The sequence below is a fragment of the Vagococcus martis genome (assembly GCF_002026305.1).
In the GTDB taxonomy this organism is placed as follows: domain Bacteria; phylum Bacillota; class Bacilli; order Lactobacillales; family Vagococcaceae; genus Vagococcus; species Vagococcus martis.
Genome location: NZ_MVAB01000001.1, coordinates 1,449,102 through 1,470,734 on the forward strand (window position 1 = coordinate 1,449,102; position 21,633 = coordinate 1,470,734).

Consider the following 21,633-nt stretch of genomic DNA (forward strand, 5'->3'; position numbering starts at 1 on the left):
CCTTCTTTTTTATAATTGTGCCCAAGCTCGTTCGATAACACGTTTTGTATTGGCGACAATAATATCTGCATCTTCATCAGGACGAGGCAGTACTTCAAATGATAAAACCATTGGATTATTGCAATCTAATATATTTTCTTGTTTTAACACTTGGAAAAAGTCCAATAGTTCAGCAGTATCATTGGCACTATTTGGAAAACCAAATCTTGGATGTAAATCACCATATGCCTCACACCCTTCTTTTACTACGGCATTACCAATATGTAAATGAGTAATATATGGTTTTGTACATTGAATAGCAAATTTACTCGTTTCATATGTCGTTGGGAAATGAGATAAATCCATAATCAAACCAAAGTTAGAGTGTGTTAACCTAACATCGCTAGCAAATTGAGCTGCTAATGGTGCTGGACCAATCAGTGAACATTTATCCATATCAAAGTCAAACACTTCTAGTTCAACCATCATACCTTTTTTATACGCATATGAACAAACATTTCGCGTTGTTTTTAATAACTGTTGGTAAGCTTCATCTTTTGTTGCTTCTTCCCATTTACCAGATAAGAAGGCAATTCCTTTAGCCCCAAGATACTCTGCTTCATCTACTGCTTCAATCAATGTTTTTTCAGCTAGTAATCGTTTGGCTTCATCCAAATCATTTGGATTTAATCCTGGTCCAAGTAATCTAGGTTGTGCGCCATAACAAACTGTCATATGACTTTGAGCTAATAAATCTCTTGCTGCTTCTCTTTCTTTGTCATCATGGATTTGTGTCATTTCAATCGCATTAAAAAATGGATCTCTTGATACTTTGGTCACTGTATCTAATAATTCGTATCGTTGTGGTGGATAACTCATCCATTGAATTAATCCTAAGTCAAAATAATTGTGAATACTCTCTTGCATCTTTCTTCCTCCTAATTGTCATCTTTTTTATGCAAAGCTTTTGATTTTATCTAATGATGGTCCCATATCGCAAAGTTGTTCTTGCACACAAATGGCATCAATCACATAGGTTTTACCTGAATTTTTTGCTCTTTCTAACGCTTTTTCTAATTCTTCTGGTGTAAAGGCACGCTCAGCTTCACAGCCAAATCCTTCAGCCACTTTTATGTAATCCATTGTGCCATCTTGGTTATAAGGCATATCTACACCGTACTCAAAATCATAAGCACCGATTTGATTTTGTCGAATTAATCCTAAGTAAGCATTATTAACAATCACTACTATGATTGGTTTATTTAAAGCTGCTGCTACGGCGATTTCTTCTACCATAAATGTAAAGCCAAAATCTCCTAACACAGTCACTGAATGTACTGATGGGTCAGCCACTTTTGCTCCAAATGCTGCTGGAATTTCATATCCTAGTGTTCCTGCTCCACCTGAAGGTAAGTAACGACGAGGTTTATTAATCTCTTGTAATTGACCACTCCAGATTTGAGTAATACCACAGCCTGCTGTAAACATCGTATTATCATCAAAGGCTTTATTCATCTCATAAAATACTCTGTGAGGCATCATTGGTGTGTCATCGTAATCTGTTTTTCTAGATAATTCTTTGCGTAAGGTTGGTAGTTCAGCTGCTCTTTTGGTGTTGATTGGTTGGCTATTTCGTTTTTTAGCTTCTTCAATTAAAGCTAAAATCCCTTTTTTAGCATCTGTTACAATCCCTAAATCAGGCTCAAATACTTTTCCAATTTGCCCTTTTTCTATGTCCATATGAATGAATTTTCTTCCTTCACAATACACATCTAAACTTCCGGTGTGACGATCTGTAAATCGATTTCCAATACCAATTACCAAATCTGAATCTAAAAAGTATTTATTTCCAATCGGTTGTCCAACTTGAATTCCAGCATGGCCTGCATTTAACGGATGGTCTACTGGTATACCACCTTTAGCCATATAGGTTGTGATGACCGGAATCTCTAGTAATTCTGCAAATTCAATGAGTTCTTTTTCAGCATGAGATAAAATCACACCACCACCCATGATAATAACAGGTGCTTTCGATTGTTCGATTAAATCCATTGCTTCTTTAATTTTTGGTAACTCAGGTGTCACTTCTTCAATGATTTGTGGTTCATAATCATCTATATCAAATTCAATTTCTTGTTGTTGAATATCTAAAGGTAAATCAATTAAAACTGGTCCTGGTTTTCCAGAACGCATTAAGTAAAAAGCTTCTTTCATAACGTCAACTATTGTGCTACCGTCTAACACACAAAAGACTTTTTTACACACAGTTTCTGCAATACTGACCATATCAACACATTGGAAAGCATCTTGTTCCATTTGCCAACTATTGGCTTGACCTGTAATTGCTAACACCGGAATTGAATCAATATTTGCCGTATACAATCCCGTAACAAAGTTTGTAGCTCCTGGACCAGATGTACAAAGTGCCGCAGCTATTTTATGCGATGCGCGATAGTAGCCATCTGCTGCATGCATACAGGCTTCTTCATGACGCATACAAAAATGCTCGATTGGCGCGCCTTCTAAATATTTGTACACAGGATTAATACCAGCTCCAGGTATTCCAAATGCATCCGTAATTCCTTCTTTAACCATAATTTGAACAATTGCTTCAGCGACTTTCATTTTATCGACCTCTTTCCATTTCACTTAGTGATATTGTGTTTCACTTGAATTCATGTTAACTTATTCACATAAGATTATAAATGTAAGCGATTCACTTTTGTTTATCACATATTTTCTTTTGTCCATAATAGACAAAAGAAAACGACATCACTTTAAAGGGGGATTGACATGACAACATTAAAAGAAATATTGTCCATGGATTTTTTTTCAAACTTACAGCTATTAAATAAAAAAGGAAATTTAGAAAAATCATTAGATACGGTGGAAATAACCGAAACACCTGACGTTAGTAACTTTATATCAAAGAATGCTTTCGTTTTAACAACCGCTATGGCTTTTAAAAATAATAGCCAAGGTTTGTGTGAATTCATTCGCTCTTTATCTAATGCATCTGCTGCTGGTCTAGGCATTAAGGTGGGTAGATTTCTTCCGAATGTTGATCCGTGTGTCTTAGATTTAGCAAATGACTTAAACTTCCCTATTGTTCAAATTCCTACAGAAAATACACTAGGAGACATTGCTCATAGAATATTGGGTTATTTATGGGACAATCAACATGAACAGTTTTTTTATTCTCAAGAAACCCAACAAGAGTTAGTTAATCTCATGATTCACGGTGCTTCAGTTGATGAGTTGATTCGTCAATTAGGATTGATGACTAAGCAAACTATTTTTTTAATTGATCCTTGTGGTAATATTTCTTCTGCTTCTTTTCTAAAATCAGATAAAACCATGCCTAAAAAACAAAAAAAACTATTGGAAAAAATTAGACCTTATCAAACAGAACAAGTTACTAATAATTTTTCTTTTAGCTTAGAAGATGTGGACCAAACTATTGTTAATGCTTACCCAATTCAGTCAACTGTTTACTTTCCTTATATACTTGTAATTTTTAATGTTGAAAAAATGCCTTATCCATTATCTCAACTTGTCATTCAACAAGGCATCACTGTGTTGACCCTTACTTTATACAATGAGCATAAAGCTCGGATTAAACAGAAAAGGGAAAGAAAAGAACTGCTAAATTATCTACTACATCATGACTCAAACAAGAACGAATCAGAATGGCTAGATTATAAAAAGCATTTTCCTATACTCAATGCCACTTACTATCAAGTCATCACCATACAAAATAGTCAGTTTGGTAACAGTATCTCAAATAATCCAAACCTAGATGCCTTTATTTATGATTACTTACTAAACTATACCCAAAATAGTAAACATGATATTGCGCTATTTCCAACAGAAAATATAGATGAATTTATTTTTATTTTGTATGAAAGAATTCGTCTCACTGAAATTTTAGTTGCACTACATAAGGACATGTATGAACAATTTAATATATGGTTACGCTTTGGTATCGGGCACTCTGTCGCAACGATTGAACTTTTGCATTATTCATATGATGAAAGTAGACGATGCTTAGAAGAAGAGACTCACAAACAGTCCATTATGATAGAAAGTAGCGAAAATTCTTTTAAATCACTTTTAAAGGACATACCAAACAAAGACATCCATTATTTTTGCACCTCTGTCTTAAAGGGACTTGCGTTTCCAAAAAACCAAAGTGAATATGACTTGCGAAACACACTTGATGTGTATCTATCAAGACAATGTGAAATCACTAAAACATCAGAAGTGTTGTTTGTACACAGAAATACCGTTAAATACCGTCTAAAAAAATGTGAAGAATTGTTTAATCAGTCTATTCATGACCCAGATTTTTCGTTACAACTTCGTATTGCGTTGTATTTATCAGAAGAAATTAATTAATAATCATATATTGTTATTTTTAAGCTAAAATTTTAACGTTTTAACTTTTAATAACAAAAGAAAAACATCACGGGATTAGTTTAATAGACTAATCTCATGATGTTTTATGAAATAACTTGACCAAGATAGTGTGGTGTCAATATTCTCAAATCATCGGTTATGTTGTTTGCTTTTGATTGATCAATTCGATCGTATTCAGGATTTGAAAATGCTAAACAGTACATACCAGCATTTTTAGCTGCCAAAATCCCATTAGTTGAATCCTCTACAACTAAACAGTTACCAGGTGTTACACCAAATTCTTTTGCTGTTTCCAAAAATATTTTAGGATTAGGTTTTGATACCCCGACTTCTTCAGCTGATTTTATTAAAGAGAAATACTCTTTTATTCCTAGATGGGTCAAATGTTCTAAAATCAATTTTTTACTTGTCGACGAAGCAACTGCCATAGGGATATTTCCCTCTTTTAAGCCTGTTAATGTTTCTAAGACACCAGATATCAGCTTAACTGGTTCTGTTTCAAATAGATATTCTAACGATTTTTTACCTTGGGCTTTTAACTCATCAATACTTTCGGGTAAATCAAAATCAGATTTTATCCCACTCCAAATGTTTGTCTGAGTCATTCCACAATATTTTCTAAAATCACTGATACTGGCTTTTTTTCCAAAAGATTCGACCACACGTTGCTCACTTTTCATGTAAAACTTCTCTGAATCAACCAATACACCATCCATATCAAAAATAACTAATCGATTATTGATCATTGTCTTCCTCCTAGTAGTTACTCAATAGAATACTTGTTATATAAACTAAACCAATCATCTCTAAAGTCTGTTATCGCTTAATCCACAGATGACAACTTCATTCCACTGTCTAATATATCCGGTCCAATTGTAACAGCATGAGCGCCTGAATAAATAGCCGAATTCACCTGTTAAATATTTTTAAAACTGGCAGCTAACATTTTTGTTGATGATTGACTTGTTTTAATAACCTCACTTAATTCTAACAAGACATCACTAGATTGAACACCTAAATTTTCCATTCGATTATAGTAAGGAGCGATATAGGAAACTTCTATAATTATCCTGAAAACAACAAAATTTTTGTATGATACTCTAATCAATTAGAACTAAATACAGTTTAACAAGTAATTATCGCCTATCATTCGAAAGTGATAATGTCCTAAGTAGGTCGAAAGACAAAATGTCCCAAAATGATAAAATAACTTTATGAAAAGGATAAATCTAACAATGAATGAAACCAAAAAGTATCAAGTTATTAAAGCTGTCGCTGAAAATAAAAAACAAAAAAAAAGAGCTAGTGTTGAACTTAATTTATCTATACGACAAATTAACCGTTTAGTGAAATCATACAGGGAAAATGGTAAATCAGCATTTGTCCATAAAAATCGAGGGAGAAAAAATAAGCACTCTGTGCCTGAAAAAGTAAAACAACAAATAATCACTAGTTATCAATCGTTTAGTATTAAACCAAATATTAAGCATTTTACTGAAATACTGAAAAACGACCATCATATCTGTTATACAGATACTACAATTAGAAGCATCCTGTACAAAGAAAAAATACTTTCACCAAAGGCTCAAAAAAAGATAAAAAGAAGACTCAAACAATTAATAAAGCAAGAAGGTCAACAAACCAAACAATCAGAGAACCTATTGGTTCCAAGAGCTGAAGACTACCTAGAACTCCCTGAAAAGACCCATCCTAGTCGACCTAGAAAAAAATACAAAGGAGAATTAATTCAATTAGATGCTAGTTCATATAATTGGTTTGGAAATCAAATAACTCATCTTCATTTAGCTATTGACGACGCATCAGGTAATATTGTTGGCGCTTATTTTGACCAACAGGAAACGCTCAATGGTTATTACCATGTTCTTCATCAAATTCTGACAAAACAAGGGATTCCTGCCACTTTTCTAACAGATAAACGAACCGTCTTTGAGTACAACAGAAAATCAACAAAAGCTGTAGAAGAAGATACGTTCACGCAGTTTGGGTTTGCTTGTCATCAATTAGGTATTGACATAAAAACATCCTCTATTCCTCAAGCAAAAGGTCGTGTAGAACGTTTAAATGGGACAGTGCAATCAAGATTGCCTGTTGATCTTGAGATAGCAAATATACATTCTATAGAGGAGGCTAATCAATTTCTATCTGTATGGATTCGAAAGTTTAATCGACAATTTGGTCACAAAACTGCAGAAAGTGTTTATGAAACTTCTCCTACAACAGCTGAAATTAATTTATTACTAGCTACTGTCTCTCATCGTATAGTCGATAATGGCCATCATATTAAGTATCAAAATAAATTTTATCTTCCAACGGAAGGTGGTAGCGACAAATATTTTACAAGGAAAACGAAAGCATTAATTATAAAAGCTTTTAACGGGGAGATTTATGTTAATATAGCAGAAAAAATTTATCCTACTAGACGATTAAAAAACCACGAGACCTATTCAAAAGAGTTTGATGGGGTTTCTTCAGATATAAAAAAAGAAAGACGCAAGTACATTCCACCACAGTCACATCCGTGGAAACTTGAGTCTTTCAAAAGGTATCTTCAAAGTATTGACCGTACTATCGAAGAATATGAGGCTGAAAAAACAGCCTGAAACAAAAAGTACCTTATTTTACCAATAATGGTCACATTAGTGCAAGTTTTACGCAGTAAAGATTGCGCTAATGTGAGCCCTCATTTTGGGACATTTTTATTTTCGATTGACAAATACAGTTTAACAAGTAATTATCGCCTTGTATTGTTCTATAAAACGATTATTTAAAATACAAATAACCAAAATTATATATATAAATACCATTTTATTTAAGATAAAACATGGTATTTATAACAAATATCGTTTATAATATATTTCAAAACCATTTATTGTACTATTACAAAAAATATTTATAATTATAATCACTATACTTGGGATTATAACCAAAAAGGTCAGTTACAGATTGAAAGAGTGGTGAAAAAAATGAAAAAAATCATTTCCATTAGTTTACTTATCAATTTTTATATTCTTTGTCCGATATTTTCTTTTGCTGAAAATATAACTGACACAACTAGTACAGCAGATGGAAATACGTATTATTCTTCAAATAACTCTATGATAGAAACAAAAAATTCATTAACTACGGAAACAATTAATGATAAAGAATCTACCCTATCAAGTTCTTCTGATTATTTATCTAAAGAAAAAAAAGCTTATTTCGAACAAGCCAACCTAGTGATGAGTACATCTCTAACCGGAAACGGAACAGTAGCCTCACCGTTTAAAGTATATAATGCAGATCATTTAGCTACTGTAGCCAAGATGATTAACGACTCTAGCTATACAACTACCACTAATTCTGGTACTGTCTATATCAATCTAATGTCTGATATTACACTAGATGGAAACATGATTAACTTTATCAATAATCGCAACCCTATCATTATTGATGGAGCGACTAACCACAATAATGTAAATAATTTTTCAATATTTTTTACTGGTAACTCAACTTCTGGATACGGATTATTTTCATTAGGTTCAGCAAATATGACCATCACCTTCAAAAATATTAATTTTGGTTCTAAGGAATTTGCAAAAAATAACTACTATGGCTTTTGTCAAACAACAAAAGCAAATAATACAATAAATATTCAAGATGTTAATTACTACGCAGAAGAAGGTGGACAACCTTTTTATTCAACAGGATCAAATAGTGTACTTAATTTCATTGGATATAACACGTTTGTTGTCACATCTAATGGTGTTTCCAACCAGGAATTTGCAGAATTTTCAGGAGCTATCAACTTTAAAGAAGATAGCAAAACAGCAATTGTTCAAAAAACAAATACCTCTTTAGCTTTTATCTGGATACATTCAAACTTAACCATGAATGTAGAGTCAAATGCAGAAGTCTTTATACAATCGGGAAAAACGGAGCTGTTTTACCCAAGTAAACCAGCTAGCTTAAACATTGATAGCAAAGCAAAATTTACTTATTTATTTGATAATAAGCTGACATATATTGACCCTTCAACAGTTTTTGCTGATCCATCAACTTATCAGTATATTACAGTCACAGGAAACACAGGGGCCACATCAAATAACTTTTTCGATAGTAACAGCACTCTCGATATTTTTATAGATGAACAGGCTCAGTTGAACTTTATAACATCTAACCTACCTTTTCAGACAGGAAAACTTGTTATTAATTCCCAGGATAGTTCTAGTGTCAAATTTATGAATCAAACACAAACTAATCCAGCCTTAAATTCTAAAAATACAAGCATAGACATAAAAAATAGCACAACCAATAATACGATTTATAATTTTAGAAAGTCGCCTAATAAAAATGGAGATCCTATCAGTGAATTAGTCTTACCTAATAAAAGTAGTGAAACATTAACAAATAATTTATCTAATTATAATGTACTAGCTTTCGAACCGGCTGTTAAAGTTGGCGGAGTATCAGCAATGGGATCGTCTGGATTTGATGTCGAGTCTAAAACACCTTTTAGTAAAATTACAAGTCAACTAACCGATGTTTCAAGTACATTAGATTCACATTATACTTATAAAGCACAATATTATATAACTAGTGATACTAATAATATACTAAGTGATACCACACTTAATAATCTATATAAAGACACGGTACAAGTAGCAACTCATATAGATGGCAGTATTAATAAACCTGTTAATACAATTCCTTCTACACCAACCATAACAAGTGATAAAACGACATCAGCAACTTTAAATCATTTGTTTTCTGGGATGTATATAATATACGGTAGACTAGCTGTTATCAATACATCTGATAATCAAACTTTTTACACTACTTGGAATCATTTATCAACAGAAATTAAACCTTATCAAGCAGTGACACTGCCAACTTTAATTGATATAAATGCTGATGTTAATTATCGTTCTGTCAATAATAAACCAGAACTAATTTTCAATAACAAAACCACCTATCCAATCTCAAATCAAAGTAATCAAATTATAAATATTAAACCTACTTTATTAATTGAAAAAAATCAAAATAATATTGACATCGTACCTGATAAACCAAATATCAATAACGATAAGAAAAAATTGCAACTTCAACTAATATCAAATCCCTATAATCTTCAATGGAACTTAGGTGATTTAACATCTCTTCAATCATTGGAATTACAACCTTACTGGGATACATCACACAATAAAACAAATTTTAATCTAGGTGGAGCATACAGTGGTCCTTACTTAACCACTTCTCCAGCAACTCTCAATTATACTGTTGTATTTTCCATTAATCCAAAATAAATGAAAGGAGTTGGTTAAATGAAAAAAAAAAATAATAACAATAAAAAAAAATCTCTACTGATACTTTTATTGTTGTTATTATTTCTAATTAGTGGTTTTTTTGTCTATAAGATATTTTTTGATAAAAACACTGAGATTGCAACCGTCGTAGCAGGGGATTTTTTACCTGAGGGAAAAGATGCTTCAAAAATGACTGAAAAAGAATTAACTCAATATGCACAGAAAGCTGTTGATTCAACTAATTTTAACATGAGAATTGTTTCAGAAGCACATTTTAACAAAGAGACTATGGAAGGTGGATTAGCCATACAAAACCCACCTCAGAATTCTCAACCTATTAATGTCGTTGTTACTCTTAATAGTGATAATTCAATCATTTACGAATCTGGTGCTATACAACCTGGTGAGGAAATAAAAGAAGTCACACTCAACCAAAAATTGATTCCAGGAACCTATCCAGTGACTGCTACTTTTAATATTTACAACCAAAATACTAAAAAGAAGCAGGGAGAAGTTAAGGCAGTATTAACTTTAATAGTTGATAAATAAAAAATAAAAAGGAGAAAAACATCATGAAAAAAACATTATTTGGAGCATTACTATCAATCAGTGTCATAACACTGACACCTATAGTAGTCTCAGCTGATCAAACCGGAGATAATCTTAACACAAAGAATGGTTCTAGAACCTATATCGGCGAATCAGAAGCAACTGTTCCAGTACAAGGAACATTAGGTGTAGATAACACAGATCCTGATTCACCTATTGATGAAGGAGATGATGCTTGGATAAATGTCACTGTTCCGACACAAACTTATTTCTATTCAGCTGGTAAAACCGCAAATTCAAAAATCACATCTCCAAAATACACTATCACTAATAATTCTGCTAGACCTGTTAACGTTAGTTTTAACGGCTTGACCGAAGCAGAATCTCCAGTCCAAAGTGGTGGTAAAAAAATTAGTACCACAACAGAACAAAATAATGTCGTCGTTAATCTTAATGCAACAGGAGGAGTTTCAGCAACTGCTTCTACAAATATTATTAGTAATGGGAAACCTGTTTCATCTTTAACAAGCCTTTTAGGAAGGTTAGCTAATAATAAAGGCAAAGATTCTTTAAATGGCGCTGAAAATTCTGGTACTAATGCTTTAACATTTGATTATAGTGGTAATATTGGCAGTAATTTAGATGGTGTATACAGCAGTAACTATTCACTTGGTCTAACTTTCTCAGTTCCTAAAGATTGGAACTAACCAAATTTAGGAATGGAGGAATGATCTATGGCAAATCAAATTGATGTCATAGGAATTATTGGAGAAACGAACACTTCACAATCAGATAAAAATGATACTAATCCAACGAGTACCCCTTCCTCTACTTTACAAATTTACTACCAAGAACTTCCAAAAACAAACGACTATATGAATAGTTATTATTTAGGATTAGGTGTTACTATTATTCTACTTATAATGGTGATAAAATCGCTCAAAACAAGCTACTATAAATAAAATCAAAACCTCACCTTGACATATAAATGTTTAGGGTGAGGTTTTGATTTTTGTCATCACTTATTTTGATATTGTTTCTTTTTTTATCGGACACTCTGCTGAAGAACAATCACATGTTTTTTCTTTTTTTATACCATACTTATATACAACCCTAGCTACTCCTAAAAAAATAATTCCAGCTAAAATAATTGTACCCATACTATCACTCCTATAATATACTGATACCTTCTACACCGACTGATTTTTCTTTTCTAGGTTTTCTTGTTATTAATATAATCATCCCAATAACTAACATACTTGCTAACACTTGTCCGATACCAAACGTTCCACCTTCAAATAGGAAATGACCAAATTGATAGACAACTAAACTAACGGCATAAGCTAAAAGACATTGATAACTTATCGCCAGCGTTGTCCATCTCCAATCATTCATTTCTCGACGTATTGCCCCAATCGCAGCAAAACATGGTGCACATAATAGATTAAATAATAAAAATGAATATCCAGCTACTGGTGTTAAACTAGCACTTAATAATGGCCAATATTCTTTTCCAGTTTCTGAGACTTCTTGCAAATGACTATACAAAATACCAAACGTTCCCACTACATTTTCTTTAGCAATCAATCCTGTTATCGTTGCAACGGTTGTTCTCCAATTTCCCCATCCAAGTGGTACGAAAATAAATGAAATCGTTTGACCTAAAGACGCTAAAATACTTTGATCCGTTTCTACCATTTGTCCTCTAAAGTTAAATGAAGATAAAAGCCAAATCATAACAGAACTCGCAAAAATAATCGTCCCTGCTTTTTTTACAAAAGATTTTGATCGCTCGATCATTTGTCTAAAACTATTTTTAAATCTTGGCATGTGATAATCAGGTAATTCCATAATAAATGGTGCTGTGTCTCCGCTAAACAATGCTGTTTTCTTTAATATAATACCTGACAAAACAATAGAACCAATTCCCACAAAATATGCTGACGGTGCAACCCAAGAGCTACGTGGAAAAAAAGCACCTGCAATAAGACCAATAATGGGTAATTTAGCTGAACACGGCATAAACGTTGTGGTCATAATCGTCATACGGCGATCTTTCTCATTTTCTATTGTTCGACAAGCCATCACTCCTGGAACACCACAACCTGTTGAAATCAACATTGGAATGAATGATTTGCCAGATAAACCAAAACGTCTGAAAAATCGGTCCATGACAAACGCAATACGTGACATGTATCCACAATCTTCTAGTAAAGATAAACATAAAAATAAGACCATCAACTGTGGCAAAAATCCTAATACCGCACCTACTCCTGCAATAATGCCATCAAGAACAAGGGATTGTAGCCAAGGGGCAATAGCCAGCATCTCCATTAATTTTGTGACATTATCTGGAACAATTTTTCCAAATAATACATCATTTACCCAATCAGTCCCAATCGTTCCGATAGTTTGAATGGATAGATAATAAACTAACCACATCACAAACGCAAAGATAGGTAAAGCTAGCCATCTATTCGTTACTATTTTGTCGATTCGATCACTCATACTTAGTTTGTAATCTGTCTCTTTCACACAACACAAACTGACAACTTGACTGATATAATTATATCGTTCATTGATAATAATACTCTCACTATCGTCTCCAATAATTTCTTCTGTCATACTGATAATGTCTTCAATTTCTTTTTTCACGTTATCAGGCATGATGTTTCGTGAACAAACTGTTTGATCTCTTTCAAATAACTTGATACTGTACCATCTTTTTTGATGAATTGGTATACTATCTGGTAACAATTCACTAATTTCAGACAAAGCCACTTCTAAGCGATTATCATATAGAGGAAAATCCGGAATTCTTCCATGAACAAATAATTTATCTATTTCTACAAGGGCATGGGTTAACCCTTCTTTTCTGGCAACACTCATTTTTACTACAGGAACCCCTAAAGAGTATGACAATTTTTCTTCATTTAACCGAATCCCTTTTTTCTCAACGACATCCATCATATTTAATGATAGAATCATAGGAATGCCTAATTCTAACAATTGTGTCGTTAAATAAAGATTTCTTTCTAAGTTACTTGCATCAACGATATTTAACATACCAGAAGGGTTATCTTCCAACAGATAATCGCGTGCCACCACTTCTTCTGGTGTATAAGGTGACAAGGAATAAATGCCTGGTAAATCTTGTAACACTATATCTGTATTCTTTTTTAGTTTACCTTCTTTTTTTTCTACTGTCACACCTGGCCAGTTTCCGACTGATTGATTAGATCCTGTTAATTCATTGAATAAACTCGTTTTTCCACTATTAGGATTTCCGACCAATGCCATTTGTTTTTTTGTCATAGCTACACCTCTTTAACTAAAATGAGTGATGCTTCTTGTTTTCTCAAGCTGAGTTCATATCCTCTAACGGTAATTTCAATCGGATCACCTAAAGGAGCATATTGTTTCACCTGAATAAGTACACCCTTTGTTAATCCCATATCCATCAACCGACGTTTTAGTGCTCCTTTTACAGTAAAATCAACCACTTGTGCATGTTTTCCAATACCAATTTCATCCAATGTTTTAAGATTGGTAGAATTTTTTTCTATATCTTCACTAACTTGGATAAATTCTGCAATAGTATCATCTATTCCTATTTTTGTCCCTTTAAATAGAACAATAAATGGTTGATTTTTTTTATTCGATAATAAAACTATCTCTGTTCCTGGTAACAACCCCAAATTTTTTAAATGTTTCGCATGAGATTCTTGACCATTAAATGCAACAAATTGATAGACTTTATTCATTTGACAATCCTTCAATTTTTTCATTTTTTCACCTACGTTTATTTTTCCCTACTAACTAGCAATGAAAACCATTCTCATTTAATAAACTAATCATACACTCGTCAGGAATGAGCGTCAATCTATATTGTGAAAAAAATCATTTAAGTGTTTAAAAATACACCATACTAAAAAAATCCTATGAAACTGCTACTTAAATAGTAAGCAATTCATAGGATAATAATGAGTTACTCAAACAAACTGGCACCATTTGTTTCAATCACTTTTTCATACCAATAGTAACTATCTTTTTTATATCGTTTTAAGCTACCACCCTTTTCATCACGATCAACATATACAAAACCATAACGTTTTTGATACCCATTTAACCAACTTAATAAATCAGTAAATGACCATGTACAATACGCAATCACATCACAGCCTTCATCAATCGCTTTAATCACTTCTTTTACATGTTCTTCTAAGAATGAAATACGATACAGATCATGAATGCTACCATCACTTTCCAATGTATCAAAAGCACCTAATCCATTTTCCGAAATAACAATTGGCAAATTATAACGACTAGTAATTTCTTTACAGGCATAACGTAACCCTTCAGGATCAATCGTCCAATCCCAATCTGTTGTGGTTAAATAAGGGTTATTAGCTGTTTTATATACACCTGGAATACCCGTTTGTTCATTTGTTCCTTTAACACCAGTTGTATTCATTTTCGCGTATGGTGTTACACCATCTAAATCATTGTATTCACAAACTGTTGTCTGGTAATAGTTAACACCCATAAAATCAATTAAAGAAGCAGCTTTTTTAAATAAGCTTTCATCTTCTTTTGTGACAGATGGAGCAACGCCTTGTTTTTCTAGATAAGTCATAGCATTTTTAGGATAACGACCATACGCATAAACGTCCATCCACCAAAAGTTTTTCAAATTGTCAAAGTCAACTTTTGACATAGCGTTATCAGGATTACAATCTAGAGCATAACTTGGGCTATAAGCAAAACTTGCACCGATTTGTCCATCCGGTATAATCTTTTTAAACGCAATCACAGTTTTTGCATGTGCTAGAAAAGCATGATGATTGACTTGGTAAAATGTTTTTTGATCATCAAATTTTCCTGGTGGATGCATCGCTGTTAGCCATCCCAAAGAGGTAAAGATATTTTGTTCATTCATTGTAATCCAATATTTGACTTTTCCTTTAAATTGTTCAAATAAAAATGTCGAATAATCAACATAATCATCTATAACTTTTGGATTTTCCCATCCGCCATACTCTTCAACTAAAGCTTGTGGAATATCCCAATGATACAGTGTCACCATTGGTTCAATATTATATTTTAAGCATTCATCTATAATATTTTGATAAAACTCTAATCCTTTTTCATTTACTTCTCCTCGTCCTGCTGGAAAAATTCGGGTCCAAGCAATTGAGAAACGATAGGTTTTTAATCCCATATCGGCCATTAGTTTAATATCTTCTTTATAACGATGGTAATGATCAACTGCTGTTTCACCAGTTGATCCCTCGAAAGTTTTTCCTGGAATTTTAACAAATTCGTCCCAGTTTGACACACCTTTTCCATCTTCTAAATGTGCACCTTCGATTTGATAAGCTGCCGAGGCGCTACCCCATAAAAAATCTTTTGGTACTTGATACTTTGTCATGTTTTCACCTCATTAAATTATTGTCAATATTTTATCTGATTCATTAACTGAACCAGTTTTATCTACATTAACTTCTTTAAAATCATTTGAATTAGTAATTACTACAGGGGTTGTTGTATCATAGCCTTTTTCTTTTATTTTTTCTAAATCAAATGTTAGTAACACGTCACCTGTTTTCACTTTATCACCAACATGAACTTGTGGTGAAAAATGTTTGCCATTTAAGTTAACTGTTTCAAGTCCAACATGAATTAAAATGTCTAATCCTGTTATTGATTTTATTCCTATGGCATGTCCTGTTTCAAAAAAGACGTCAATCGTTCCATCACATGGTGCGACTACTTCACCTTTTTCAGGAATAATGGCAATTCCTTGTCCTAATAAATTATCTGCAAATGTTTTATCGTTTACTTTTGCTAACTCAATTGCTTCACCTTTTAAAGGACTAAATACGTCTTTAATTTGATTCAATGGTTCAATAGTTGCTTCTTCAACTTCTTCTTCATAAGAATCATCTTTAATGTCTTCAAACCCTAGTAAATAAGTAGCGATAAATGAAACAGCGATAGTCACACCCATTGTAATTAGTGCGTAAAGAATTGATGAACTGTTTCCTTTTTCAATGTATTGTGGGAACGTAATAATAGCTGGTGTTGCTATCCCGTAAGCTTTTAACTGAAATAATCCACCAATAATCCCACCAGTTGCTGCCCCAATACAAGCTCCTAGCATTGGACGTTTTAATCGAATGGTTACCCCATACAGAGCTGGCTCAGTAATCCCTGCAAGTAGCGCAGAAAAAGCTGAAGAACCGGCAACTTGTTTCAAATCTTTGTCTTTAGATTTAATGGCAACGGCTAATGACGCTCCACCTTGTGCTAAGTTCGAACATAATTCAGCAATACACATAAAAGCTTCATAACCTGTTGTAGCAATCATGCTTAACTTAATTGGCATAAAGACATGGTGCATTCCTACCATAACGATAAATGGGTAAACTCCTGCAACTAACCCTATTGCAATAAATCCTAGTTTATCATGAATAAAGTATATCACGTCTGATAAAACATTACCGATAATAGCCCCAATTGGTCCAACAATGACTAAAGCTAGTGGTGCTGTAATAAGTAATACTAGCATTGGTTTTAAGAAATTTTTTGTAATAGCTGGTGTAATTTTATCAACAAATGGTTCGATATAAGATAAAATCCATACGCTTAGAATAATTGGAATAACAGAGTATGCATAGTTTGCATAAGTCACTGGAATAATATTAAAAAACTTAACTGTTTCGCCCGCGTCTTTTGCAGTATTCATCAATGTTATAAAGTTAGGGTGAAGCATAATGGCTGCTAACGTCGCAGCGTAATAAGGATTGGTTTTAAATTTAGATGCCGCTGAAATTCCAATTAAAATTGGCATGAAAAAGAATGCTCCATCACCAATCACTGACAGTAATTGATACGTTTGACTGCCTTCATTTAACCAACCAAGCATTGGTAAAACAGTCAGAAGAACTTTTATCATCGCCGCACCAATCAGTGCAGGAATAACTGGTGCCATACATCCAGAAATGACATCTAATATTTTAGAAAAAATGCCTTCATCATTTTCTGGTTTAGGTGCATCATCATTGCTATCAGTTTTGAAGTTTCCTAATTTAACGATTTCTTTATAAACAGCTCCAACTTCATTGCCAATAATAATTTGATACTGTCCACCTTTTTTCATAATACCAAGAACCCCTTTTATACGTTCCACTTTGGCATCATTGACAATCGATTCATCTTTTAACACAAATCTTAGACGTGTCATACAATGAACCACACTAACAATATTTTTCTCGCCACCTACTTCTTTTAAAATTTCTGAAGCTACTTTCTGATAATCCATTTTATCAACCTTCCTCGCTTATTATTTTCGCATTTTTTGTAATTTTTTCTATATGTAACAATAAATACAATTGTTCATCCGAATTTAAATGATAATGATAATTTTTAGATAAATAATTATCGATTTTAACCACACACTCATAACTCTCCACATACTTTTCTTTAAATAAATCAAACATATCGTCATTTTCACTCGTGTAAACTTGCTTATCAATAACCCGTTGTGCAAAAAATTTTAAATGCGTCACAAATCGATAGTAATATATTGATTCTTCATTAAACTCCATCCGAAATGTAAACTTGATAATACTAATAATTTCTTGCATGAGTTTTGACATATCGTTAATATCGACTAGATTATCTAATTGTCCGTTTATTAAATGTTGTGCAATATAGGCAGCTTCATCTTCTGAAAACACCACTTCAAATCGTTGATTAACTTCTTTAACACCTAGCATTCCCACTTCAAATTCATCTTTAAATAAGCGTTTGATATCCATCAGTAGTGGATTAGCAACCTCAATCCCTTTATTAATACGTTCGACTGCGCCATGGAGATGTTCTGTTAAAGAAACATAAATGATATCGTCTATTTTTTTGCCATATTCTTTTTCCATAACAAAAATAAGTCGCTCAGTTATTTCTAAATAATCTTCTGGTATATCTGAAAACACATTTTTAAAGCGATCAATAATCTTTGAATTAATATTTGAAAAGATTTTGTATCGATTACTTGGCTCGACTATTTGACCATTCTTTTTACCAAATGCTATACCAACACCCATTACAACCACTTCATTCCCTGCATCGTCTTGAGAAATGAAGGCATTATTATTTAGTATCTTGATAATTTTAATGACTATCACTCCCTTTCTGAAAAGCAAAAAAAGCAAAACCTCAAACAAGCCGTCATCTCTATTTAGAGAACACGCCTTCGTCTGAGGTTTTGCCTGCTTGACCAGTTACAATCCTTATTTGACTTCATCATACCATGTGTTTTTATTTGCTTCAACACATTTTTAATCTTTTCATACAATATTCAAACATAACTAGCAACTAAAGCATAATTAATTTTATTAGCTTCAGTAAATTAAACGTCCCTGATACGATTTGAACGTACGACACCCGTCTTAGGAGGACGGTGCTCTATCCAGCTGAGCTACAGGGACATCAAAGATATTATGATTTTCTCACTTTTATCAGTAAAAGTCTAGTCACAATATCTTGCGTATTAGTTTACACCATCCATCAATTTCTCTGCATATTCAAATACTTTAGAGCCATCCATCAATCCATAATCTGTCATATCTATGTTTTTAACTGGAATATCTGAATTATTTAATGCTTGCTTGATGTCATTTTTTAAATACCTAACTTGTGGGCCCAAAAGATAGACATCTGTTTGTTCATTTTTAATATCTTTTTCAACTTCTGGCGCTGAGATAGCAACAATTTCTACATCTCTATCTTTCATATCCGCTGCGCGTCTCATACGATTTACTAATAAGTTAGTGCTCATTCCCGCTAAACAAACTAATACGATTCGTTTTTTCATGCCTTCCCCCTCATAAAAAAATTATTTCCACTTCGCTCCTTTGTTCTTTTGCTTTTTGGTGCGATTTTTTTTCTTTTTCTTTTTAGGCGTTTCTTGTTTACCACGAACTGTTTCTTCTTTAAAAACTGTCGCTTTTACTTTTTCTTCTTTCAACGGCTTAAGCATTTCTATTTCTTCGTCATCAGAACGTGAATCAGGTTTTTCTGTTAATAATTTCCCATGAGTAGCAAAATACTCTATTCCTGTTTTTCCAACTTCTTTATATAACTTGTTTAGTTCTCGTTTCTCACCATCATTGACTAAACTAATCACTGTCCCTTGTTTTCCCATACGTCCCACTCGTCCAGCACGATGTATATAATCAGGAACTGTTTGAGCCAAATCATACTGAATAACGTATGCTAAGTCAGAAAAATCTAATCCTCTTGCACCTAAATCTGTTGTTAAGAGTAGTGACACTTGCCCTGTTTCAAAATCATGAATAGCACGTTTTCTTTCTACTTGGTGCTGATCTGAAGCAAGAGTCTGGTGCTTAATACCTAAATAATTCAATCTTTCAGATACCGCTCCAAGTTCACTCACCTGATTAAAGAAAACTAACCCTTTAAATCCTTCTACGTGAGCTAATCGACGTAACACTTCTGAACGTTTTCTAACAGGTGTCATAATAAATCCATGCTGAATCGTTCCTTTGGTATTATCATCCTCTGTGACATCAATGACACGCAATTCTGCTCTAAATAAAGTGTCCATTTTTGGTAATATTTGTTCCCCTGTTGCTGATGTAGCAACAACTTGAGTATCAGCTTGAACACTTTTTATAATACCTTTTGTTGAGTTAAACTCAGCATCACTTAACAAATCATCTACTTCATCAAGAACTAACGTCTGAATTAAATGAGCTTTAATTTTCTTTTGTTTAATCAATTCTAATACACGACCTGGAGTTCCAACTAATACTTCTGGACGTTTTTTTAGTCGTTCGATTTGTCTTTTAACATTAGCTCCCCCAATAATTGCTTGAATATTTAAGTCTAGGCCTTTTGCCCAAACTCTAGTTACTTCTGCTACTTGGCTCGCTAGTTCTTGTGACGGCAAAATGATTAATAATTGATTGCCATTTCCTTGTACCACTTTTTGCAACAACGGTAATAAATAGGCCACTGTTTTACCTGAACCTGTTGGAGAAATCCCTAACACGTTCTCGCCTTCTAATAACAAAGGATACAGAGTACTTTGTATCAAGGTTGGGGCACTGTATTCTTGTTTTTCCCATTCATTTTGCCAAACCTCTGGCAATAATTCTAATATACTCATCTTCTAACCTCTAATTTCTTTTGCATCCGCTGCAAAAATAATATCCGTTTCTTTTCTCATTTTTTCCATTAAATAATGGACATCTCTTGCTAATTGAACCCAGTCTTGGTAAATCTTTTGTTGTTTGATTCCCATTGGATTCACCATAATATTGGCAAACGCTTTTGCTTCTTCAATCATCACTTCATCTGACTTTTCTGTTCCAAAATTCACTTCAGTTAGCTGATTATTCTCACGTTTTTTTTGTACAATACTTCCTATGCTATTAACTGCATCTAAACACAGTGTGCTGTCACTTAAATATATTTCTGATGGTAAAAAACTATCCACATTTTTTCCAACTGACATGGTCACATCAAACGTACCATAACGAAAAATTATGGTTCCTAATCCATCAACACCAGTAGGCAATTTTTGGTTAAAGTAATAGACAGAGTTTGGTTTTCCAAACCAAGCTACTGCTGTATAAACTAAGTATACGCCTAAATCCATTAAAGCTCCACCCGAGTATTTAGCAGAAAAAATATTTGGTTCTTCTCCTCGTAAAAGAGCATCATAACGTGATGAATATTTCATAAACGTTAAATTAGCCCCCAGTATATCTTCTCTATTTTTCAAAAATGAAGCAACTCGTTGAAAATTATCTTCATGTATGTGTCTTGCCGCTTCAAAAAAGAACACTTCTTTTTCTTCAGCCAAATCAATTAATTCTTCTAATTCTTCTAGCGTTGAGACTGCTGGCTTTTCAACAATCACATGTTTACCATGTGTCATCAGTAATCTTGCTTGCTCATAATGTAAACTATTAGGAGATGCTATATATACTACATCAATGTCTTCTGACTCACTTAACTCTGATAATTCAGTCATAATCTGAATGGTTTCTGAATGATCGTATTTTCCAGCAAATTTTTCTGCTTTTCCCTTAGTACGTGAGTATACAGCACTAAGTTCATACTCTTCACTTTTTACGGCTGCATTAACAAATGCATGAGTAATCCAATTCGTTCCAATAACACCTAGTTTCAACATGACGTATTCCCCTTTATTTTCTTTTGTCGCGTAAATAGTTTTAAATCCTTATACTTCGTAGTCAAAAGTATATCATTTTTCCTTCATTTATGTCTGACTAAATTAAAAATAAAAAACCACCTGTACTATAATCATAATGACTAATAGCAACTACGT

Annotated in this window: 18 protein-coding genes and 1 tRNA gene; 6 read left to right on the forward strand and 13 right to left on the reverse strand. The window is 33.1% G+C overall.

Annotated elements, in window-relative coordinates; translation table 11 throughout:
- Nucleotides 1-9: 9 nt before the first annotated feature.
- Nucleotides 10-906 carry a sugar phosphate isomerase/epimerase family protein gene (locus tag BW731_RS07060; RefSeq protein WP_079346872.1) on the reverse strand — a complete coding sequence of 299 codons (897 nt, stop codon included), beginning with the start codon at nt 904-906 and terminating at the stop codon, nt 10-12.
- Nucleotides 907-933: 27 nt separating this feature from the next.
- A complete protein-coding gene (locus BW731_RS07065) occupies nt 934-2,604 on the reverse strand; it encodes a thiamine pyrophosphate-dependent enzyme (RefSeq protein ID WP_079346874.1) in 1,671 nt (556 codons plus the stop codon).
- Between the two features lie 168 nt (nt 2,605-2,772).
- Between BW731_RS07065 and BW731_RS07070 the strand changes: the two genes are divergently transcribed.
- A complete protein-coding gene (locus BW731_RS07070) occupies nt 2,773-4,377 on the forward strand; it encodes a PucR family transcriptional regulator (RefSeq protein WP_079346875.1) in 1,605 nt (534 codons plus the stop codon).
- A gap of 104 nt (nt 4,378-4,481) precedes the next feature.
- On the opposite strand, the gene BW731_RS07075 is transcribed toward BW731_RS07070, so the two are convergent.
- The gene (locus BW731_RS07075; protein WP_079346877.1) at nt 4,482-5,144 is read right to left on the reverse strand and encodes an HAD family hydrolase; all 663 of its coding nucleotides are present in this window, start codon (nt 5,142-5,144) and stop codon (nt 4,482-4,484) included.
- Nucleotides 5,145-5,633: 489 nt separating this feature from the next.
- Here BW731_RS07075 and BW731_RS07080 point away from each other — a divergent pair, with 489 nt between their 5' ends.
- The 5 genes from BW731_RS07080 to BW731_RS07100 all read left to right on the forward strand — a co-directional run bounded on the left by BW731_RS07080 (nt 5,634) and on the right by BW731_RS07100 (nt 11,212).
- Nucleotides 5,634-7,019 carry an ISNCY family transposase gene (locus BW731_RS07080; RefSeq protein ID WP_079346879.1) on the forward strand — a complete coding sequence of 462 codons (1,386 nt, stop codon included), beginning with the start codon at nt 5,634-5,636 and terminating at the stop codon, nt 7,017-7,019.
- A 363-nt stretch (nt 7,020-7,382) separates the two neighbouring features.
- Nucleotides 7,383-9,701: a hypothetical protein gene (locus tag BW731_RS07085; protein ID WP_079346881.1), complete on the forward strand. Its 2,319-nt coding sequence runs from the start codon at nt 7,383-7,385 to the stop codon at nt 9,699-9,701.
- An 18-nt stretch (nt 9,702-9,719) separates the two neighbouring features.
- Entirely contained in the window at nt 9,720-10,250 is a 531-nt protein-coding gene (locus tag BW731_RS07090; RefSeq protein ID WP_079346883.1) for a hypothetical protein, read from the forward strand.
- Nucleotides 10,251-10,273: 23 nt separating this feature from the next.
- Nucleotides 10,274-10,957, forward strand: a complete 684-nt coding sequence (locus BW731_RS07095; RefSeq protein ID WP_079346885.1) for a hypothetical protein — start codon at nt 10,274-10,276, stop codon at nt 10,955-10,957.
- Nucleotides 10,958-10,984: 27 nt separating this feature from the next.
- Nucleotides 10,985-11,212, forward strand: a complete 228-nt coding sequence (locus BW731_RS07100) for an LPXTG cell wall anchor domain-containing protein (protein WP_079346886.1) — start codon at nt 10,985-10,987, stop codon at nt 11,210-11,212.
- A 60-nt stretch (nt 11,213-11,272) separates the two neighbouring features.
- On the opposite strand, the gene BW731_RS12530 is transcribed toward BW731_RS07100, so the two are convergent.
- From BW731_RS12530 to BW731_RS07145, 10 genes are all read right to left on the reverse strand, one after another.
- Nucleotides 11,273-11,410 carry a FeoB-associated Cys-rich membrane protein gene (locus BW731_RS12530; protein ID WP_143592750.1) on the reverse strand — a complete coding sequence of 46 codons (138 nt, stop codon included), beginning with the start codon at nt 11,408-11,410 and terminating at the stop codon, nt 11,273-11,275.
- A 10-nt stretch (nt 11,411-11,420) separates the two neighbouring features.
- Nucleotides 11,421-13,565 (reverse strand): ferrous iron transport protein B, encoded by a 2,145-nt coding sequence (gene feoB, locus BW731_RS07105; RefSeq protein WP_079346888.1) that lies wholly within the window; start codon nt 13,563-13,565, stop codon nt 11,421-11,423.
- Between the two features lie 2 nt (nt 13,566-13,567).
- Nucleotides 13,568-14,038: a FeoA family protein gene (locus tag BW731_RS07110; protein ID WP_079346890.1), complete on the reverse strand. Its 471-nt coding sequence runs from the start codon at nt 14,036-14,038 to the stop codon at nt 13,568-13,570.
- Nucleotides 14,039-14,238: 200 nt separating this feature from the next.
- Nucleotides 14,239-15,681 carry a glycoside hydrolase family 1 protein gene (locus BW731_RS07115; protein WP_079346891.1) on the reverse strand — a complete coding sequence of 481 codons (1,443 nt, stop codon included), beginning with the start codon at nt 15,679-15,681 and terminating at the stop codon, nt 14,239-14,241.
- Between the two features lie 12 nt (nt 15,682-15,693).
- Entirely contained in the window at nt 15,694-17,574 is a 1,881-nt protein-coding gene (locus tag BW731_RS07120; RefSeq protein WP_079346893.1) for a beta-glucoside-specific PTS transporter subunit IIABC, read from the reverse strand.
- Between the two features lie 4 nt (nt 17,575-17,578).
- Entirely contained in the window at nt 17,579-18,439 is an 861-nt protein-coding gene (gene licT, locus BW731_RS07125) for a BglG family transcription antiterminator LicT (RefSeq protein ID WP_198931931.1), read from the reverse strand.
- Nucleotides 18,440-18,668: 229 nt separating this feature from the next.
- Nucleotides 18,669-18,742 (reverse strand) — tRNA-Arg (locus tag BW731_RS07130).
- A gap of 62 nt (nt 18,743-18,804) precedes the next feature.
- The gene (locus BW731_RS07135; protein WP_079346895.1) at nt 18,805-19,128 is read right to left on the reverse strand and encodes a PTS sugar transporter subunit IIB; all 324 of its coding nucleotides are present in this window, start codon (nt 19,126-19,128) and stop codon (nt 18,805-18,807) included.
- Nucleotides 19,129-19,149: 21 nt separating this feature from the next.
- Nucleotides 19,150-20,445: a DEAD/DEAH box helicase gene (locus tag BW731_RS07140; RefSeq protein ID WP_079346897.1), complete on the reverse strand. Its 1,296-nt coding sequence runs from the start codon at nt 20,443-20,445 to the stop codon at nt 19,150-19,152.
- A gap of 3 nt (nt 20,446-20,448) precedes the next feature.
- On the reverse strand, nt 20,449-21,477 hold the full coding sequence (locus tag BW731_RS07145; RefSeq protein WP_079346899.1) for a Gfo/Idh/MocA family protein: 1,029 nt from the start codon (nt 21,475-21,477) through the stop codon (nt 20,449-20,451).
- Nucleotides 21,478-21,633 lie beyond the last annotated feature (156 nt).

Bases quoted from the DNA above. Each gene is read 5' to 3' on its own strand.
- BW731_RS07120 (WP_079346893.1), bottom strand. From the start codon at position 17,574: ATGGATTATCAGAAAGTAGCTTCAGAAATTTTAAAAGAAGTAGGTGGC.
- BW731_RS07065 (WP_079346874.1), bottom strand. From the start codon at position 2,604: ATGAAAGTCGCTGAAGCAATTGTTCAAATTATGGTTAAAGAAGGAATT.
- BW731_RS07095 (WP_079346885.1), top strand. From the start codon at position 10,274: ATGAAAAAAACATTATTTGGAGCATTACTATCAATCAGTGTCATAACA.
- BW731_RS07140 (WP_079346897.1), bottom strand. From the start codon at position 20,445: ATGAGTATATTAGAATTATTGCCAGAGGTTTGGCAAAATGAATGGGAA.
- BW731_RS07090 (WP_079346883.1), top strand. From the start codon at position 9,720: ATGAAAAAAAAAAATAATAACAATAAAAAAAAATCTCTACTGATACTT.
- BW731_RS07075 (WP_079346877.1), bottom strand. From the start codon at position 5,144: ATGATCAATAATCGATTAGTTATTTTTGATATGGATGGTGTATTGGTT.
- BW731_RS07135 (WP_079346895.1), bottom strand. From the start codon at position 19,128: ATGAAAAAACGAATCGTATTAGTTTGTTTAGCGGGAATGAGCACTAAC.
- BW731_RS07145 (WP_079346899.1), bottom strand. From the start codon at position 21,477: ATGTTGAAACTAGGTGTTATTGGAACGAATTGGATTACTCATGCATTT.
- BW731_RS07060 (WP_079346872.1), bottom strand. From the start codon at position 906: ATGCAAGAGAGTATTCACAATTATTTTGACTTAGGATTAATTCAATGG.
- BW731_RS07085 (WP_079346881.1), top strand. From the start codon at position 7,383: ATGAAAAAAATCATTTCCATTAGTTTACTTATCAATTTTTATATTCTT.
- BW731_RS07115 (WP_079346891.1), bottom strand. From the start codon at position 15,681: ATGACAAAGTATCAAGTACCAAAAGATTTTTTATGGGGTAGCGCCTCG.
- BW731_RS07110 (WP_079346890.1), bottom strand. From the start codon at position 14,038: ATGAAAAAATTGAAGGATTGTCAAATGAATAAAGTCTATCAATTTGTT.
- feoB (WP_079346888.1), bottom strand. From the start codon at position 13,565: ATGACAAAAAAACAAATGGCATTGGTCGGAAATCCTAATAGTGGAAAA.
- BW731_RS07080 (WP_079346879.1), top strand. From the start codon at position 5,634: ATGAATGAAACCAAAAAGTATCAAGTTATTAAAGCTGTCGCTGAAAAT.
- BW731_RS07100 (WP_079346886.1), top strand. From the start codon at position 10,985: ATGGCAAATCAAATTGATGTCATAGGAATTATTGGAGAAACGAACACT.
- BW731_RS07070 (WP_079346875.1), top strand. From the start codon at position 2,773: ATGACAACATTAAAAGAAATATTGTCCATGGATTTTTTTTCAAACTTA.
- BW731_RS12530 (WP_143592750.1), bottom strand. From the start codon at position 11,410: ATGGGTACAATTATTTTAGCTGGAATTATTTTTTTAGGAGTAGCTAGG.